This is a genomic window from Mycobacterium sp. NGS63 (assembly GCF_059812295.1).
In genome coordinates this window covers 109,677-124,262 of the sequence record NZ_JCALCJ010000002.1, presented here as the reverse complement: position 1 = coordinate 124,262, position 14,586 = coordinate 109,677, and the positions used below count along the sequence as shown (strand labels likewise).

At 70.9% G+C, this 14,586-nt stretch carries 15 protein-coding genes; 6 read left to right on the top strand and 9 right to left on the bottom strand.

The features are described 5' to 3' along the window. Nucleotides 1-73: 73 nt before the first annotated feature. Entirely contained in the window at nucleotides 74-952 is an 879-nt protein-coding gene (locus tag AC5Y4Z_RS03950) for an endonuclease domain-containing protein (RefSeq protein ID WP_499961795.1), read from the top strand. Between the two features lie 19 nt (nucleotides 953-971). On the opposite strand, the gene AC5Y4Z_RS03945 is transcribed toward AC5Y4Z_RS03950, so the two are convergent. The 3 genes from AC5Y4Z_RS03945 to AC5Y4Z_RS03935 are packed head-to-tail and all read right to left on the bottom strand — an operon-like array spanning nucleotide 972 to nucleotide 4,667. Then, nucleotides 972-1,610, bottom strand: coding sequence for a class I SAM-dependent methyltransferase (locus AC5Y4Z_RS03945; protein WP_499961030.1), 639 nt, complete (start codon nucleotides 1,608-1,610; stop codon nucleotides 972-974). Further along, nucleotides 1,607-2,299 (bottom strand): TetR/AcrR family transcriptional regulator, encoded by a 693-nt coding sequence (locus AC5Y4Z_RS03940; RefSeq protein ID WP_499961793.1) that lies wholly within the window; start codon nucleotides 2,297-2,299, stop codon nucleotides 1,607-1,609. The genes AC5Y4Z_RS03945 and AC5Y4Z_RS03940 overlap by 4 nt, the downstream gene beginning before the upstream one ends. 16 nt (nucleotides 2,300-2,315) lie before the next feature. After that, the gene (locus tag AC5Y4Z_RS03935; protein WP_499961029.1) at nucleotides 2,316-4,667 is read right to left on the bottom strand and encodes an MMPL family transporter; all 2,352 of its coding nucleotides are present in this window, start codon (nucleotides 4,665-4,667) and stop codon (nucleotides 2,316-2,318) included. A 293-nt stretch (nucleotides 4,668-4,960) separates the two neighbouring features. On the opposite strand from AC5Y4Z_RS03935, the gene AC5Y4Z_RS03930 reads away from it, so the two are divergent. Then, entirely contained in the window at nucleotides 4,961-5,092 is a 132-nt protein-coding gene (locus tag AC5Y4Z_RS03930; RefSeq protein ID WP_499961028.1) for a hypothetical protein, read from the top strand. A 127-nt stretch (nucleotides 5,093-5,219) separates the two neighbouring features. Here AC5Y4Z_RS03930 and AC5Y4Z_RS03925 read toward each other — a convergent pair whose 3' ends face one another. After that, the gene (locus AC5Y4Z_RS03925) at nucleotides 5,220-5,972 is read right to left on the bottom strand and encodes a 3-hydroxyacyl-CoA dehydrogenase (protein ID WP_499961027.1); all 753 of its coding nucleotides are present in this window, start codon (nucleotides 5,970-5,972) and stop codon (nucleotides 5,220-5,222) included. A gap of 42 nt (nucleotides 5,973-6,014) precedes the next feature. Beyond that, entirely contained in the window at nucleotides 6,015-7,097 is a 1,083-nt protein-coding gene (locus AC5Y4Z_RS03920) for a CaiB/BaiF CoA transferase family protein (RefSeq protein ID WP_499961026.1), read from the bottom strand. A 107-nt stretch (nucleotides 7,098-7,204) separates the two neighbouring features. On the opposite strand from AC5Y4Z_RS03920, the gene AC5Y4Z_RS03915 reads away from it, so the two are divergent. Further along, entirely contained in the window at nucleotides 7,205-8,017 is an 813-nt protein-coding gene (locus AC5Y4Z_RS03915; protein ID WP_499961025.1) for an enoyl-CoA hydratase, read from the top strand. 3 nt (nucleotides 8,018-8,020) lie between these two features. Here AC5Y4Z_RS03915 and AC5Y4Z_RS03910 read toward each other — a convergent pair whose 3' ends face one another. Together AC5Y4Z_RS03910 and AC5Y4Z_RS03905 are read right to left on the bottom strand one after the other, a co-directional pair. After that, nucleotides 8,021-8,743: a CPBP family intramembrane glutamic endopeptidase gene (locus AC5Y4Z_RS03910; protein ID WP_499961024.1), complete on the bottom strand. Its 723-nt coding sequence runs from the start codon at nucleotides 8,741-8,743 to the stop codon at nucleotides 8,021-8,023. Then, nucleotides 8,740-9,885: an NAD(P)H-binding protein gene (locus AC5Y4Z_RS03905; protein ID WP_499961023.1), complete on the bottom strand. Its 1,146-nt coding sequence runs from the start codon at nucleotides 9,883-9,885 to the stop codon at nucleotides 8,740-8,742. The genes AC5Y4Z_RS03910 and AC5Y4Z_RS03905 overlap by 4 nt, the downstream gene beginning before the upstream one ends. Nucleotides 9,886-9,915: 30 nt before the next feature. Here AC5Y4Z_RS03905 and AC5Y4Z_RS03900 point away from each other — a divergent pair, with 30 nt between their 5' ends. From AC5Y4Z_RS03900 to AC5Y4Z_RS03890, 3 genes are read left to right on the top strand one after another with little or no spacing between them, the layout of a single operon-like run. Next, nucleotides 9,916-11,040 carry a type III polyketide synthase gene (locus AC5Y4Z_RS03900; RefSeq protein ID WP_499961022.1) on the top strand — a complete coding sequence of 375 codons (1,125 nt, stop codon included), beginning with the start codon at nucleotides 9,916-9,918 and terminating at the stop codon, nucleotides 11,038-11,040. Nucleotides 11,041-11,060: 20 nt separating this feature from the next. Continuing rightward, entirely contained in the window at nucleotides 11,061-11,561 is a 501-nt protein-coding gene (locus AC5Y4Z_RS03895; protein ID WP_499961021.1) for an isoprenylcysteine carboxyl methyltransferase family protein, read from the top strand. Continuing rightward, a complete protein-coding gene (locus tag AC5Y4Z_RS03890) occupies nucleotides 11,558-12,574 on the top strand; it encodes an NAD(P)/FAD-dependent oxidoreductase (RefSeq protein ID WP_499961020.1) in 1,017 nt (338 codons plus the stop codon). Before AC5Y4Z_RS03895 ends, AC5Y4Z_RS03890 begins: the two co-directional genes overlap by 4 nt. On the opposite strand, the gene AC5Y4Z_RS03885 is transcribed toward AC5Y4Z_RS03890, so the two are convergent. Beyond that, a complete protein-coding gene (locus tag AC5Y4Z_RS03885) occupies nucleotides 12,571-13,374 on the bottom strand; it encodes a crotonase/enoyl-CoA hydratase family protein (protein ID WP_499961019.1) in 804 nt (267 codons plus the stop codon). The genes AC5Y4Z_RS03890 and AC5Y4Z_RS03885 overlap by 4 nt on opposite strands. Continuing rightward, complete coding sequence (locus AC5Y4Z_RS03880) at nucleotides 13,371-14,519, bottom strand: thiolase family protein (protein ID WP_499961018.1); 1,149 nt, start codon at nucleotides 14,517-14,519, stop codon at nucleotides 13,371-13,373. The genes AC5Y4Z_RS03885 and AC5Y4Z_RS03880 overlap by 4 nt, the downstream gene beginning before the upstream one ends. Between the last annotated feature and the right edge of the window lie 67 nt (nucleotides 14,520-14,586).

The window sequence follows — 14,586 nt, the reverse complement described above, 5'->3', positions numbered from 1 at the left end:
CACAAGAGCACGCGCTGAGCGCAGTTTCGACGCGCCTCGTGTCCGTCCGTTCGGCGAGCGTGCGGCCATGGCAATCGACGAACCCTTCATCGGCAGCGAGGCGGTGAAAGCCGGGACGCTGCGCAAGTATCAGCTGCGGTCGCGGTTCCGGGCGGTGTTTCCCGACGTCTATGTGCGGCGCGAGCACAAGTTGACCCCGCGTGAGCGCGCGGTCGCGGCGTGGCTGTGGTCGCACCGGCGGGGAGTGCTCGCGGGGCTGACCGCGGCCGCGTGGCACGGCTCCAAGTGGGTGGACGATGACCTGCCCGCCGAGCTGGTGTGGTCGAACGCCCGCCCGCCGCGGGGCATGAAAACGTATGACTACAGCCTTGATTCGCGGGACCTCCGGTCAGTATCGGGCATTCCGGTTACGACGCCGGAGCGCACCGCCTTCGACCTCGGGCGGCGCCGGCCGATCGGCACAGCGGTCGCACGCTTGGACGCCCTGATGGCTGCGACGGGCACCAAGGTCGACGAGGTCCTCGCGATCGCGGACCGGCAGCGCGGCGCGCGGGGACTCCGGCAATTGGAAGCCGCGCTGGACCTCGTCGACCCGGGCGCCCAGTCGCCGAGGGAGACGTGGCTGCGCCTGCTGCTGATCCGCGCGGGCCTGCCGCGGCCGACGACCCAGATCCCGGTGCTGGCCGGGTCGCAGCGGTACTACCTGGACATGGGGTGGGAGGGCCTCATGGTCGCCGCCGAGTATGACGGCGAACAACATCGCCTCGACCCCGTGCAGTACGCATGGGACATCCGTCGCAGGGAAGCGCTGGACCGCCTCGGCTGGATCGTCATCCGGGTGATCGCATCGGATCGTCCCGCGGGCGTCGTCGCGCGCGTTCGCGACGCGTGGGAATTCAGGGCGACCGAAACTGCGCACAGATCGCGTTTGGTGCACCGAAACGCGATCTGAGCGCAGTCTCGGCGCAAAACTAGCGACGGGCCCGGCCCAGCGCCAGCTCCGACACCGGCAACGGCGCCCACGCCGGCAGCGTCCATTCCCGCCGCGACGTGTCCACCTCGAAACCGGCGTCGGCGATCGCGCGCTCGGTGTCGCGGTGGGTGTGGCAGTTGCCGAACAGCCTCGGCCACAGCGTCGCGTCGGCCAGCCGTTGCAGCCGGCCCCGCGCGCCGGCGCTGGCCACGTGCTCGAGGTAGCGCAGCTGCCCGCCGGGCCGCAGCATCGCGTGCACCCGGCGCAGCACCTCGCCGACGTCGCGCACCGAGCACAACACCAGCGAGCACACCGCCGCGTCGAACGGCTCCCCGTCGCTGTAGGCCTCCGCGGTCGCCCCGACGACGACGACCGGCACGGGTGCCGCGGCCGCCGCCGCGCGGGCGCGCGCCGCCAGCCGCGGCTCCGGCTCGACGGCGACCACCTGGGAGACGGTCGGCGGATAGTTGGCGAAGTTCGTCCCGACACCCGCCCCGATTTCCAGCACCCGGCCCGTCAGGCCGGCCACGTTCTCCCGGCGCAGCGCCCGCACCGGCTCGGCCTCGTGGGCGGCGACGACGGGCCACACGCGCGCGAAGAACGGGTGGTTGACCGGGGACTCGGCCGCGAGCGTCACGACCGCGACCCCTCCGGCGGCCGATGCGCCACCACCCACGCCGCCAGATTCTGCGGGGTGGCGTCGCGGCCGCAATACCCCAGCACCAGCTGCCCGCAGAACACCGACGACAGCACCCGGTCGACGAATGCCTCGGTGTCGCCAAACGGCAAGTGCGGCTTGGCGATCAGCATCGCCGCCACCCCGTGCGCCGCGCTCCAGAGCTCCAGGGCGACGGTGGTGGGGTTGTCCGGGCGGTAGGTGCCGTCATCCATCAGCCGCCGCACGGTGGCCCGAATGTGCTTGAACGCCGAGCTGTTCAGCGTCGTGTCGATGCTGCTGCCCGACCGCCACTCGCCCATCGTGGCGATCCGGTACAGCTCCGGGGTCTGCACGGCGAACCGGACATAGGCCCGGGCCTGGGCGCGCAGCACCTCGACCGGGGAGGCGTGCTCGGCGGCCAGCCGCCGCATTTCCGGGTCGAGCTTTTCGAAGTACCGCGCACACACCGCGTCCAGCAGGGCGTCCTTGTCGGCGAAGTGCAAATAGATCGACGGCGGCGTCACGCCGACGCGCTGCGCCACGGAGCGGATCGACACCGACCTGGCGTGCCCGGTCTCCAACAGCAGTTCGGTGGTCGCGTCGAGGATCTCGTCGCGCAGCCGCTCGCCGGTGCCGCGACGCGCCCTGACGCGGCGGACCTCGTGCAGGCCTTCCAGAGACACGTCAACCAATGTGGGTCACCGATTCCCTGACCGGGCGCCCGTTGTGCCGCACCGGCGTGGAGGCCGTCGCCAGGGCCGGCTCCCCGACCTCCTCGACGCCCCCCTCGCTGATGCCGAACCGCTCGTGCAGCCACACCAAAGGCTTTGGCGCCCACCAGTTCCAGCGACCCATCACGTGCATGAACGCCGGTACCAGGACCATGCGCACCAGGGTCGCGTCGGCGAACACGGCGAGGGTGAGCCCCAGGCCGAACATGCGCATGAACGACACGTGCGCGGCGATCAGCGCGGCGAACGACATCGACATCACCAGCGCGGCGGCGGTGATCACCCGGCCGGTGCGGGCGACGCCGTGCGCGACGGCCTCGTCGTTGGCGGCGTGCGCCTCCTTCGCGGTCGGCGTCGCGGGCCGGGCGGCCCCCGACGCCAGCCAGTACTCCCGGATCCGGGAGATCAGGAACACCTCGTAGTCCATCGACAGCCCAAAAGCGATGCAGAACAACAACACCGGCATGTTGGCCACCAGCGTCCCGCTGGGCGTGGTACCCAGCGCGCCGAGGTGGCCGTCCTGGAAGATCCACACCAGCGCCCCGAACGCCGCGGTCAGCGACAACACGTTGCATACCAACGCCTTGGCGGGCAGCAGCACGCTGCCGGTGAGCAAGAACAGCAGCGCGAACGTCACCGCGGCCATCAGACCCAGCACCAGCGGGAGCCGGTCGGTCACCGCGTCGACGCTGTCGCGGTTGACCTGGGCCACCCCGGCCATCTCCACGGCTCGGCCGGCCGGCCCGGCCACCTGGTGCAGCCGCGTCAGCTGCTCGTCGGACGCCTTGGTGAACAGGGGCGCCGCGCTGCTCACGGTCAGAAACGCGCTGCCGTCGGCCAATCCCGTTGCGGCGACGGGCGATCCGGCCGGTGCCCCGTGCACGTACGTCCCGCCGGGCGAGGACACCGCCGTCACGTCGGGCACGCGGGACAGGTCGGCGGCGTAGCGGCCGATGTCCGCGGGGCTCAGGTTCCGGGCGTCGGGGATGAGGATGGGCACCGCGGTGGCGGAGTCGTTGGCGAAGCCGCTGCGCAGCCGGTCGCCGACCTCGTGCGACGACACCGAACGCGGCAGCACCCGGTCGTCCGGGAAGCCCCACTTCACCGAGAAGAACGGCAGCCCGAGCAGCAACAGCAGCGCCAGCACGGACAGCCCGATGGGCGCCCAGCGGCGCATCACGTACTTGCTGGACCGGTACCAGAACAACTCCTCGACCGGCTTGTGCACCGGGTCGGGGCGCGTCCACCTGCGCAGCCAGGTCCGCCGCAGCAGCAGGCGCACGTTCAGCGCGTCCAGCCGCGGGCCCAGCAACACGATCGCGGCCGGGGTGATCACGATCGACGCGATCGCCACGAACGCCACCGAGGCCACGCCCGCGTAGGCGAACGACTTCAGGAAATACATCGGGAACAGCGCCGTCGCCGACATCGACAGCGCCACGGTGACCGCCGAGAACAAGACCGTGCGACCGGAGGTGGCCATGGTCCGGATCAGCGCCTGGTCGCGGTCACCTCCCTCGGCCAGCTCGTCGCGATAGCGACTGACGATCAGCAGGGTGTAGTCGATGGCCAGCGCCAGGCTCATCGCCGTGCTCAGGTTGAGCGCGAAGATCGACACCTCGGTGCTGAACGTGACGAGCCGCAACACCGTCATCGAGCCGACGACGGCCAGCGCGCCCAGCGTCATCGGCAGCGCGGCCGCCAGCAGCCCGCCGAACACCCAGATCAGCACCAAAAAGCTCAGCGGCAGCGCGATCATCTCCATGACCACCAGGTCGTCCTGGTTCTGCTTGTTGATCTGCGCGTACTGCATCGCCGGGCCGCCGGCGCGGACGGTGACGCCGTCGGTGTCGTGGACGAATTCGTCGGCGAGGGCCTGGGCGTTCTTCTGCACGAAGTTCTCGCCGCCCTTGAGGTTGACGACGAGCAATCCGGACTTGCCGTCGGTGCTGACCAGGTCGGCGGCGGCCTGTGGCGGCGCGGTCCAGGCCGAGGTCACGTTGTACACCAGCGGCGACGCCTGCAGTTCGGAGACCAGATCGGTGCCCACTTTGCGCGCCTGTTCGCTGTGGGCGCCCGCGGGCGAGGTCACCATGATCACCATCTGCTGGCCGCTCTGGCCGAACTTGTCGGCCAGGACACCGATGGCATGCGCCGACTCCGAGCCGGGATCCATGAATCCGCCGGGCGAGAGGCTCTTGGCGACGGGGACGCCGAAGACCGCCGCGCCGATGAAGATCAGTACCGCGACCGCGATGATGCGCCGTGGCGCCCTAATGGCCAATCGAGCGATCGCTTGAAGCACGTTCCCCGGTCCTCCCCGTCCCCCTGATCCGCCCCGGCCCCCAATTCGCGGTAACTTATCAGTGGTAACTGACAGGTGTCAAACAACATTACCCTCAAGTAACGTCCCCGCGTGGCCGGATGGTTCAAGTCGCGGCGAAACTGGTCCGCCCCGAAAGAGCGTCGCGGCGTCCCGGCCGCTCAGGGGTCAAATCCCGGGCCCGGCGACCGGCAAACCTACCGGCGAGTAAATTGCCACCATTTTCCGAATCGTGACTCAAAGATTCCTTAGGACAGACCCATACGCTCAGTGTCATGTGGATCGACGACTCGAGTGCCGACGTCATCAAGGCTGACTTCGAGGCCCTTTACCACGGCGACATGCTGGTGGAAGGCGAGACCTCCGAGCAGTTCGAAGACCCGCACCCGCTGCCTACGGCAAGCTGACCGCCATGAGCGTCATTGCACGGCTGCTGATGGCCGAACCCGCGATCACCCGATGGTTCCATCGATAGGTTCTTCTCGATCCGAAAGCCCCCCGCAAAGCGGGGGGCTTTCGTGTCTCAGCCGTGTGTCAGCGCGGCGCCATGCGGATGGCGCCGTCGAGGCGGATGACCTCGCCGTTGAGCATCGGATTTTCGACGATGTGCACGGCCAGCGCGCCGTACTCGTCGGGATCGCCCAGGCGGGCCGGGTGCGGCACCTGCTTGCCCAGCGATTTCTGGGCCTCCTCGGGCAGCGAACCCAGCAGCGGGGTCTTGAACAGCCCCGGCGCGATGGTCACCACGCGGATGAGCTCGCGCGACAGGTCGCGCGCGATCGGCAGCGTCATGCCCACCACGCCGCCCTTGGATGCCGAGTAGGCGGCCTGGCCGATCTGGCCCTCGAACGCGGCGACCGAGGCGGTGTTGATGATGACGCCACGCTCCTCGCCGATCGGCTCGGTCTTGGCGATGCGCTCGGCGGCCAGCCGCAGCACGTTGAACGTGCCGATCAGGTTGACCCCGATCACCTTCTTGAACCCGTCCAGCGGGAACGGGCCGTCCTTGGACAGGGTCTTGATGGCGTTGCCGATCCCGGCGCAGTTGACGTTGATGCGCAGCGTGCCCATCGCCTCCGCGGCGTCCAGCGCCTTGCCGACGGCGGCCTCGTCGGTGACGTCGGCCTCGACGAAGCGCGCGCGCTCGCCCAGCTCGCGGACCGCTTCCTCCCCGCGGAGGTCGAGCACGACGACCTGCGCGCCTCGGTCGAGCAGCCGCTTGGTGGTGGCCAGGCCCAGCCCCGACGCTCCCCCGGTGACGACGGCTACGGCGTCCTTGATCTCCATGCGAGTCCTTCCCTCTTGTCCAGCCAACCAGTTGGTTGGGGACTATACCCAGTCCTGCAGGACCGCCTCGACGTCGGTCGCCGGCGCCGCCGGGCGGGGCGTGTCCGGCGCGGTGCGCGAGAACCGCGGCGCCGGCAGCGGCTGCAGGCCCCCGTTCACCTCGTAGAAGGTGTTGCGCTCGGTGATGTGCGGCTCGGTGTGCACCTCGCCGAAGGCCAGCACCGGCGTGACGCAGGCGTCGGAGTCGGCGAACACCTTGGCCCAGTGGTCGCGGTCGCGGCTGGCGAACTTCTCCGTGAGCACCGCTCGCAGTTCGGGCCAGCGGGTGACGTCGTTCTGCCCCGGCAGGTCGGCGCCCTCTAGGCCCAGCCCGGCCAGCATGGCGGCGTAGAACTGGGGCTCGATGGCGCCGACGGCGACGTAGCGGCCGTCGGCGCACTCGTAGGTGTCGTAGTAGGGGGCGCCGCCGTCGAGCAGGTTGGTGCCGCGGGTGTCGGTCCACATGCCCGAGGCCCGCATCTGCCACATCATCTGGATCAGCACGCTCGACCCGTCGACCATCGCGGCGTCGATCACCTGACCCTTGCCGGAGCTCTGCCGCTCCCACAGCGCCGACAGGATGCCGACCAGCAGGAACATCGAGCCGCCGCCGAAGTCGCCGACCAGGTTCAGCGGCGGCACCGGGCGCTCGTTGACCCGGCCGATCGAGTGCAGGATGCCGTTCAGCGAGATGTAGTTGATGTCGTGGCCCGCCTGCTGGCTGCGCGGGCCGGCCTGCCCCCAGCCGGTCATCCGGGCGTAGACCAGCCGGTCGTTGACCTTCGCGCAGTCCTCGGGGCCGAGGCCGAGCCGCTCGGTGACGCCGGGCCGGTAGCCCTCGATCAACACGTCGGCCTTGGCGATGAGCTTGAGCACGAGCGCGCGTCCCTCGTCGGATTTGAGGTCGGCCGTCACGACGCGCCGGTTGCGCATCATGGCGTCCTTCGCGACACCGCCCGGACCGGCAGAGGGCCGGTCGATGCGCACCACGTCGGCGCCCAGATCCCCCAGGATCATCGCGGCATGCGGTCCCGGCCCGATGCCGGCCAGCTCGACAACCCGAAGTCCCTTCAGCGGTCCCGCCACGATCTCCCGACCTTTCGTCCGCACTCGTCTGTTTCGACAGCCCGTTCGCTTCGCATCTTCGCAGCCGCCCCCGGCGGCCCCGCACCCCGGTCACCTATGGTGAGCCCATGCCGCAACCCGCGATCGACACGTTGTCCCCCGTCGCCGGTCTCGACGTCACCCTGAGCGACGGTGTGCTGTCGGTGACCATCGACCGACCCGACAGCCTGAACTCGTTGACCATTCCCGTGATCACCGGGCTCGCCGACGCGATGGAACGCGCGGCCACCGACCCCGCGGTCAAGGTGGTGCGCCTCGGCGGCGCCGGTCGCGGCTTCTGCTCGGGCGCGGGCATCGGCGCCGACGACATGTCCGGCGGCGGCGGGGTCCCGCCGGACCAGATCATCCTGGAGATCAACCGGCTGGTGCGCGCGATCGCCGCGTCGCCGCACCCGGTGGTCGCGGTGGTGCAGGGGCCGGCGGCCGGCGTCGGCGTGTCCATCGCGCTGGCCTGCGACGTCGTATTGGCTTCCGACGCAGCGTTTTTCCTGCTCGCGTTCACCAAGATCGGGTTGATGCCCGACGGCGGCGCCTCGGCCTTGATCGCCGCGGCGATCGGCCGCATCCGCGCGATGCGCATGGCGCTGCTGGCCGAGCGGCTGCCGGCCGCCGACGCGCTGGCCGCCGGCCTGGTGACCGCCGTCTACCCGGCCGCCGACTTCGACGCCGAGGTGGACAAGGTGATCGAGCGGTTGCTGGCGGGCCCGGCGGTGGCCTTCGCCAAGACCAAGCAGGCGATCAACGCGGCGACGCTCACCGAACTGGACGCCGCGCTTCAGCGCGAGTTCGAAGGCCAGTCGCGCCTGCTGGTGTCGCACGACTTCCTCGAGGGCGCAACGGCTTTCCAGCAGCGCCGCGCCCCCAACTTCACCGACTCGTAGGCGTCACACGCCGAACAGCGGGGGCAGGGCGAGCACCATCACCAGGCCCCAGACGAAGTGCGTCAGCACCGGCGCCAGCACCCCGCCGCTGGCGCGGCGTTCCAGCGCGCACACCGTCCCCAGGATGATCGCGGCGAAGCCCAGCATCGGGTTGCCGCTGGCCAGGGTCGCGCAGATGTACAGCAGCGTGGAGATGACCACCGGGCGGTGGCGGCCCAGCGCGGTGTAGAGCGCGCCGCGGAAGAAGATCTCCTCGGCGATGCCGTTGACCACGGTGATCACCACGATCAGCAGGAACGAGCCCTGATGGGCGAACGCCAGCACCCGGGCGATCAGCGCCGCGACGGGCGGGATCTCGCGGGCGACCAGGCCGCCCACCACGAAGGCGCCGCCCAGCAGCAGCCCGACGGTCGTCCCGGTAATGACGGGCCGCTGGTTGCGCCCGCGCCAGCAGATGCCGCCCAGATGCAAAGGGCCCGAGGCGAATCCGCCGACGATCCACACCCCGGCCAGCGCCAGGGTCAGCCAGTAGAAGCTCGACTCGCCCGGGTGGCGGCGCATCGAGAACCCCAGCACCACCGCGCCGATCACCAGCGTGACGGCGACGACGACGCGCCGGCGCCGCACCACGCCGGGCGGTTCGTTATGGGGCACAGCGACATTGGTGATCGCGCGCCACAATTCGGCGGCCACGCCGGCGCGGTACGGGGCCACCGGCCGGCTCATGCCGGGCGGACCTTCGCGTTCAGCGCCGCCACGATGTCCAGGCCGGTGCGCAGCGCGCCCGCCAGCGGGCCGGGCACGCTGTCGACCAGCCGCAGGGTGGGACGCGCGATGCGGGGGGTGATCGCGCGAGCGAGCCGGCGGATGCGCAGGGCGTCTCCGCCGGCCCACCCGGGATCGCTGTCGGCCAGCTGATGGGGGTCGGTCAGCTCGTTCACCGGACGCGGGCGGCCGCCGGTTCCGGCCAGCGCCAAGGTGATCGCGTCCTCGACGCCGAGCAGTCCCCCGGGCGGGTCGGGCACCCGATCGCGCAGGCCGCTGACGGACGCCACCATCGGATGGTCCAGCGACTCGACCAGATCGGCCGCCAGGCCCGGCGGCACCGGCAGCGCGACCCCGGTGACCAGCGAGGCCAGACCCGTGTCGACCCTGCCGACCGGCAGGCCGGCGTGCCACCTGCCCGACAGCCGCGCGTACGTCTTGAGCAGGCCCCGGTAGGACGTGGTGGTGGGCCCGGAAATGTCGTAGGCGCCGGCGGGCACCCCGTCCGGGTCGGCCGCGGCGACGAGGTAGTGCAGCACGTCGCGGATGGAGATCGGGTCGATCGGGTTGTCCATCCAGTTCGGGACAGGGAGCAGCGGGAACCGGTCCGCCACGTAGCGCATCATCTCGAACGACGTCGAGCCGGCCCCGATGATCATCGCCGCGCCCAGCCACACCAGTTCCGGGCCGTCCTCGACCGTCAGGGCCTCGGCCACCTCGGCCCGGCTGGTCAGGTGCTCGGACAGGGCCTCGTCGGCCGGCACGAAGCCGCCCAGATAGACGATGCGCCGCACGCCCGCGCCCCGCGCCGCCTCCGCGAGGTTTGCCGCCGCGACCCGGTCGGCGTCACGGAAGCCGGGCTGGCCGATCGCGTGCACCAGGTAATACACCACGTCGACCGGGCCGGCGGCGTCCATCCCCGCCCGCGCCGACGCCGGATCCGACACGTCCAGGGTGACGGGTGCGACGTCGTAGAACCAGCCGAAACCCTTGAGCCGCTTCGTGTTTCGGGTGGCGGTGACGACCTGGTGGCCGTTGGCCAAGAGCGCGGTGACCAGCCGCGATCCGACATACCCGGTGGCGCCGGTGACGAGAATCCGCATACACCCGACACTAACCAGCCTTTTGAACCGATGCGGTGCCGGCACCGTGAGCAGGGCATGGAGGAGATCATCGGGGGCAGTTCCGCATGCGTGAGTGCCACACCAACATCAACATCAACCATCTATCCGTCCGTCTCGGGCGTTGCCGTCACATTCCCACCGCACCGGTACCGGCAGGACGAGGCCGCCCGCGCGCTGAGCGGCTTCGCCGGCCCGGAATTTCGGCGGTTCGCCGACAGCAGCGGGGTCGAGTTCCGCAACATCGCGCTGCCGCTGTCGCGCTACGGCGAGCTCAGCGGGTTCACCGAGGCGAACGACACCTACGTCGACACCGCGCTCGGCCTGGCCGAGCAGGCGTTCCTCGCCGCGCTCGACCAGGCGAAGGTCAAGCCGTCGGAGGTCGACATCGTGTTTTCCACGACCGTCACCGGGCTGGCGGTGCCGACGCTGGAGGCGCGCCTGGCCAACCGGGTCGGGCTGCGCCAGGACGTCAAACGCATCCCGCTGTTCGGGCTGGGCTGCGTCGCCGGCGCGGCCGGGGTGGCCCGCATGCACGATTACCTGCGGGCCTTCCCCGACCAGGTGGCGGCGCTGCTGGCCGTCGAACTGTGCTCGCTGACCATTCAGCCGCGCGACAACTCGGTGGCAAACCTGGTCGCCACCAGCCTGTTTGGTGACGGCGCGGCCGCCGTCATCGCCAAGGGCGCCCACCGGCACGCCACCGGCCCCCGGGTGCTGGCGACCCGCAGCCGCATCTACCCCGACACCGAAGACGTCATGGGCTGGAAGATCGGCAGCGACGGCTTTCGGATCGTGCTGTCGGTCGACGTCGCCACCATCACCGAGAAATACCTCGGCGACGACGTCCGCAACTTCCTGGCCGACCACGGCCTGGCCCCCCAGGACGTCTCGACCTGGGTGTGCCACCCCGGCGGGCCGCGGGTGATCGAGGCCGTCGAGAGCGTCCTGGACCTGCCCGGCGACGCCCTGGACCACACGCGAAACTCCCTGCGCGCCAACGGGAACCTGTCGTCGGTGTCGGTCCTGGACGTGCTGCGGGCCAACATGGCCGACCCGCCGGCGCCGGGGTCGATCGGGCTGATGATCGCGATGGGCCCGGCCTTTTGCTCCGAGCTGGTGCTGCTGGCCTGGTAGGGCTGGTAAAGACTGTAGCCATGTATTACCTGCTGATCCTGGCGGTCGGGGTGGAGCGCCTCGTCGAGCTGGTGGTGTCCAAGCGCAACGCGCAGTGGTCTTTTGACCAGGGCGCCAAGGAGTTTGGCCGCCCCCACTACGTGGCGATGGTCGCCATCCACACCGCGCTGCTGATCGGCTGCGCCGTCGAGCCGTGGGCCCTGCACCGGCCGTTCCTGCCCTGGCTGGGTTGGCCGATGCTGGCGGTGGTGGCGGCCAGCCAGCTGCTGCGCTGGTGGTGCATCAGGACGCTGGGCCGCCGGTGGAACACCCGGGTGATCGTAGTGCCGGACGCGCCGCTGGTGCGCCGGGGCCCCTACCGGTGGCTGCACCACCCGAACTATGTTGCTGTGGTGGCCGAAGGGTTCGCGTTGCCGCTGGTACACACCGCGTGGTTGACCGCGCTCGCCTTCACGCTGGCCAACGCGGCGGTGCTGTGGGTGCGGCTGCGGGTGGAGAACTCCGCGTTGGGATACACGTGACCGACTACGACGCCGATCTGCTGGTCGTGGGCGGCGGACCGGGGGGCCTGGCCACCGCGTTGCAGGCGCGGCGGCACGGCCTGTCGGTGATCGTGGCCGAACCGCGCGACGGCCCGATCGACAAGGCGTGCGGCGAGGGGCTGATGCCCGGCGGTTTGGCCGAGCTGACGGCGCTGGGCGTGGACCCGGCCGGCATGCCCTTCCGCGGGATCGCCTATGTCAGCGAACACCGCAGAGCCGAAGCGAGGTTTCGCGGCGGTCCGGGCCGCGGCGTCCGACGCACCACGTTGCACGCGGCGCTGGCGGCGCGGGCCAAAGAGCAAGACACCGAATGGATTCGGGCGCGGGTGACCAGCGTCGCGCAGGACGCGCACGGCGTGACGGCTGCGGGCGTGCGCGCGAAATGGTTGGTGGCCGCCGACGGGCTGCATTCGCCGGTGCGCCGCGCCGTCGGCATCGAGGCGACGGCCGGGGCACCGCGCCGCCACGGCGTGCGGTGGCACTTTCGGGCGCCGGCGTGGTCGGAGTTCGTCGAGGTGCACTGGTCGCGGTGGGGTGAGGCATACGTGACGCCGGTGGAGCCCGACCTGGTCGGCGTCGCCATCCTGTCCGGCGGGCGACCCGACCTGTCCTGGTTCCCGTGGCTGGCCCGGCAACTGGACGGCGCCGGGCGCGGGCCGGCCCGCGGCTGTGGCCCGCTGCGCCAAGTGGTTTCGCGCCGCGTCGCGGGACGGGTGCTGCTGGTCGGCGACGCCGCCGGATACGAGGACGCGCTGACCGGCGAGGGCATCAGCCTCGCGGTCAAGCAGGCGGCCGCGGCCGTCGACGCCATCGTCGACGACGCGCCGGCGTCCTACGAGGCGGCGTGGCACCGGATCACCCGCAACTACCGGCTGCTCACCCGCGCGCTGGTGCTGGCCAGCGCGCCGCCGGTGGCCCGCCGCGCGATCGTGCCGGCGGCCTCGGCACTGCCCCCGGTGTTCCGGTGGGGCGTGAACGTCCTCGCGCGCTAGCGCGCCTTCCAGACCGGCTCGCGCTTCTCGGCGAACGCCAACGGCCCCTCCTTGGCGTCCTCCGAGCGGATCAGGGTCCGCATCTCCTGCATCGTGCGCTCCCAGCCCGGCTCCTCGTCGCCGATCACCCCGTCGTCGGCCCCGTAGGCGATGCGCTTGCTGGCCTGCACCGACAGCGGGGCGTTGACGGTCACCCGCGCGGCCAGCGCCAGCGCCGCGTCGAGCACCGAGCCCTCCGCGACGACCTGGTTGATCAGGCCCCACTCGAGGGCGTCCGACGCGGTGATCGGCTCGCCGGTCAACAGCAGCTCCATCGCCACCTTGCGGGGCAGCTGGTCGACGATGCGGAACACGCCGCCGGCGGCCGCGATCAGCCCGCGCTTGACCTCCGGCAGGCCGAACTTGGCCCGCTCGTCGGCGACCACCAGGTCGCTGGCCAGCGCCAGCTCGGTGCCGCCGCCCAGGGCGGTGCCGTTGACCGCCGCGATCGTCGGCTTGTCGACGAAGTGGTGGACGTAGCCGGCGAACCCCCACTCGGGATGGTCGGGGTGATAGAGGTTCTCCCGGCGCGCGATCGCCTTGAGGTCGGCCCCGGCGCAGAACGACTTGTCGCCGGCGCCGGTGACCACCACCGCCCGCACCTCGGGGTCGCGCTGCGCCTCCTCCAGCGCGTCCCCGAGGCCGATGCTGACGGCGGCGTTCACCGCGTTGCGGGCTTCCGGCCGGTTGATGGTTATCACCATCACGTTGCCCCGGCGCTCGGCCAGGGCCCCCTTCTCAGAGGTATCAGCTTCCGTCACAGCAGTTCCACGATGGTGGCGTTGGCCTGGCCGCCACCCTCGCACATGGTCTGCAGCCCGTAGCGAATTCCCTTGTCGCGCATGTGGTAGAGCAGCGTGGTCATCAGGCGCGCGCCCGAGCCGCCGAGCGGGTGGCCCAGCGCGATGGCGCCGCCGTTGGGGTTGAGCTTCTTCTCGTCGGCGCCGATGTCCTTGAGCCACGCCATCGGAACCGGGGCGAACGCCTCGTTGACCTCGTAGGCGCCGATGTCGTCGATGGAGAGGCCGGAGCGCTTCAGCACCTTCTGGGTGGCCGGGATCGGCGCGGTCAGCATGATCACCGGGTTGGCCCCGGCCAGCGTCGCGGTGTGCACCTTGGCGATCGGCTTGAGGCCCAACGACTTTGCCTTCTCCGCGGACATGAACAGGATGGCGGCCGACCCGTCGGAGATCTGCGAGGAGTTGCCGGCGTGGATCACGCCGTCCTCCTTGAACGCCGGCTTCAGCGACGCCATCTTCTCCATCGGGGTGCCGCGCCGGATGCCCTCGTCCTTGAGCACGACGTTGCCGTCCTGGTCCTTGATGCCCACGATCTGGTCATCGAACGCGCCGGAATCCTGTGCGGCGGCGGCCTTTTCGTGCGAGCCCAGCGAGAACTCGTCGAGCGCGGTGCGGCTCAGCCCCCACTGCTCGGCGATCATCTCGGCGCCGATGCCCTGGTTGGGGACCTGGCCCTCGTAGCGGGTCATGAACGCCTCGGGGTACGGCCGGCCGCCGTTGGCCAGCGACGCGCCCATCGGGGTCCGCGACATCGACTCGACGCCGCCGGCGACGACGACGTCGTAGTGGCCGGCGACCACGCCGGCCGCGGCGAAGTGGATGGACTGCTGGCTCGACCCGCACTGGCGGTCGACGGTCACGCCCGGGACGGTCTCGGGCCACCCGGCCGTCAGCAGCGCGGTGCGGCCGATGTCGAGGGCCTGCTCGCCGGCCTGCATGACGCAGCCCCAGATCACGTCGTCGACGATCCCGGGGTCGATGCCGGTCTTGTCGACCAGCCCGTTGAGGACCTGCGCGGACAGGTCGGCCGGGTGCACCCCGGACAGCCCGCCGTTGCGCTTCCCGATCGGTGAGCGGACTGCCTCGACGATGACGGCTTCAGGCATGTTGTGTCTCCTTTGACTTAGGACCTTGCGTCGATTGTCAACCAACGCGTTGGGTGGCCGGAGGGCG

What these genes read in the sequence shown, in the direction of transcription:
- AC5Y4Z_RS03930 (WP_499961028.1), top strand. Translation starts at nt 4,961, where the DNA reads ATGTGGATCGACGACTCGAGTGCCGACGTCATCAAGGCTGACTTCGAG.
- AC5Y4Z_RS03925 (WP_499961027.1), bottom strand. Translation starts at nt 5,972, where the DNA reads ATGGAGATCAAGGACGCCGTAGCCGTCGTCACCGGGGGAGCGTCGGGG.
- AC5Y4Z_RS03915 (WP_499961025.1), top strand. Translation starts at nt 7,205, where the DNA reads ATGCCGCAACCCGCGATCGACACGTTGTCCCCCGTCGCCGGTCTCGAC.
- AC5Y4Z_RS03910 (WP_499961024.1), bottom strand. Translation starts at nt 8,743, where the DNA reads ATGAGCCGGCCGGTGGCCCCGTACCGCGCCGGCGTGGCCGCCGAATTG.
- AC5Y4Z_RS03905 (WP_499961023.1), bottom strand. Translation starts at nt 9,885, where the DNA reads ATGCGGATTCTCGTCACCGGCGCCACCGGGTATGTCGGATCGCGGCTG.
- AC5Y4Z_RS03900 (WP_499961022.1), top strand. Translation starts at nt 9,916, where the DNA reads ATGCGGTGCCGGCACCGTGAGCAGGGCATGGAGGAGATCATCGGGGGC.
- AC5Y4Z_RS03895 (WP_499961021.1), top strand. Translation starts at nt 11,061, where the DNA reads ATGTATTACCTGCTGATCCTGGCGGTCGGGGTGGAGCGCCTCGTCGAG.
- AC5Y4Z_RS03880 (WP_499961018.1), bottom strand. Translation starts at nt 14,519, where the DNA reads ATGCCTGAAGCCGTCATCGTCGAGGCAGTCCGCTCACCGATCGGGAAG.